Origin of the sequence: Roseburia sp. OM02-15 (assembly GCF_003481835.1) — a bacterium.
Lineage (GTDB): Bacteria > Bacillota > Clostridia > Lachnospirales > Lachnospiraceae > Eubacterium_I > Eubacterium_I ramulus_A.
Genome location: NZ_QULX01000050.1, coordinates 1 through 1,674 on the forward strand (window position 1 = coordinate 1; position 1,674 = coordinate 1,674).

Below are 1,674 nucleotides of genomic sequence, written 5' to 3' on the forward strand. Positions count from 1 at the left end.
AAGGTTGAAAAAGAATAGTAGAGGATATCCATTCCATTAAGGACATCACAAAAAGACCATCAGATGGTGGTCATTTAAAATTGAATATGTAGCAAAGTTAAGGTCTATTCAGCAGCTGACTTGATTTTATACCCTTGGAACTGTGCCATTAAGATTGCCTGTTCAATTGTAATCTCACGATTGACAGGGAGAACATCACTTTTTCGGTAAAGTTCAGCATTATAGGGTTCCTTATTTTTCAGCATATTGTATAATGCTGTTAGAAGCATTCTTGCTATTGCAATGATTGCTTTCTTGTGACCGCGACGTTTTCTTAAACGAAGATAGCGGTTACGGATTTCAGGATGTTTTTCACTTTTAACCACTGAGTTGGCACATTGAACTAGAAGTGGTTTGATATAACATCCGGCTTTGGAAACCCGGACAGATTTTTTCTTCCCTGCACTTTCATTGTTGGTTGGAGTAAGACCAGCCCATGAGCATAAGTGTTTCGCCGAAGGAAAAGCCTCCATGTTCACACCAATTTCGGAAATGATTCCGATAGCAGTGAATTTATTTTTGAATGATGGAGCAGTTAGGATTAGGTCGAGTTCTTGCTGATAGGGACTGGCGAGCGCAAGGATCAGTTTTTCTAGCTCTGCTTTCCGGGATTCCAAATCTTCAAAGTGCTTTTTGATAACCTTTAATTTACCAGCTTGTTCAGGTGTGATAAAACCGTCAATAGCGAGTTCCAGTTCGGGAAGTTTTTTCTTCATGGAACCATGAATTAAAGGTTCAATATCAAAAGAAGTATCATCAGGATTTTCGAGAATCTTATCCAGGATTCTTTGAGAACTTTTACCAAAGGTGTCCGAGACAACGGAAGCCAACTGAATGTTGGAAACCGTGAGACAGTTTTGGAGACGGTTCTTCTCGCTGGACATAAAGCAGGTCAGTTTAAAACGATAGCGCATCAGATCACGAAGCTGTCTGATATCAGCGGGTGGCATAAAGCTACCGGCAACAAGATCATGCTTGAAGAGGTCAGCAATCCATTTGGCATCTTTCTTGTCAGTTTTCTTTCCACGGATAGCCTTAACATATTTAGGATGAGCAAGAACAATGTTGCAATCTTTTTCCAGAACATTGTAAATAGGAATCCAGTATTTACCGGTAGATTCCATGCAGACATCCTTACAATGATTGTCAAGCAGCCACTGTAACAATTCCTTTAACCCTTGTGTGAAGGTTGAGAAACGATGGCGCTTGTAGGTGGTAACACCTTGTTTGTTAGTGGAAGCGATGCAGGCAACAACAAAAGTTTTGTGAACATCAATACCACAACAGATTTGATACACAATTTTTAAAGCCATAGGGACTCCTTTCAGAACCATAGGTTCAATAGATTATAGGGAGTAGACAGCATTGACTGAATGCTTAGGATAAAAACGAGAGTTGTTTTTACAAAGATAAGGTTACGTGCTCAGGGCACACTTATTTGTGCTTGAAAAAGCATTCTACACATATAAAAATACGGTCATCCGATGAACGGACAGCCCACTCACCTCCCCGTGATTTGTAGTATACTGAATATCCCTATGGAACAATTATAAAAAGATAGCTGCAATAAGCCAACGTTTTTTTCATGACGTTTTGTGCCTTGAGCAGCGCGAAAGGAATGGATATAAAAATGAA

The 1,674-nt window shown here is 39.8% G+C and carries 1 protein-coding gene; it reads right to left on the bottom strand.

All coding sequences use genetic code 11. The features are described from left to right. Positions 1–104 precede the first annotated feature (104 nt). Positions 105–1,352 carry an IS110 family transposase gene (locus DXB15_RS16740; protein ID WP_009244809.1) on the bottom strand — a complete coding sequence of 416 codons (1,248 nt, stop codon included), beginning with the start codon at positions 1,350–1,352 and terminating at the stop codon, positions 105–107. Positions 1,353–1,674 lie beyond the last annotated feature (322 nt).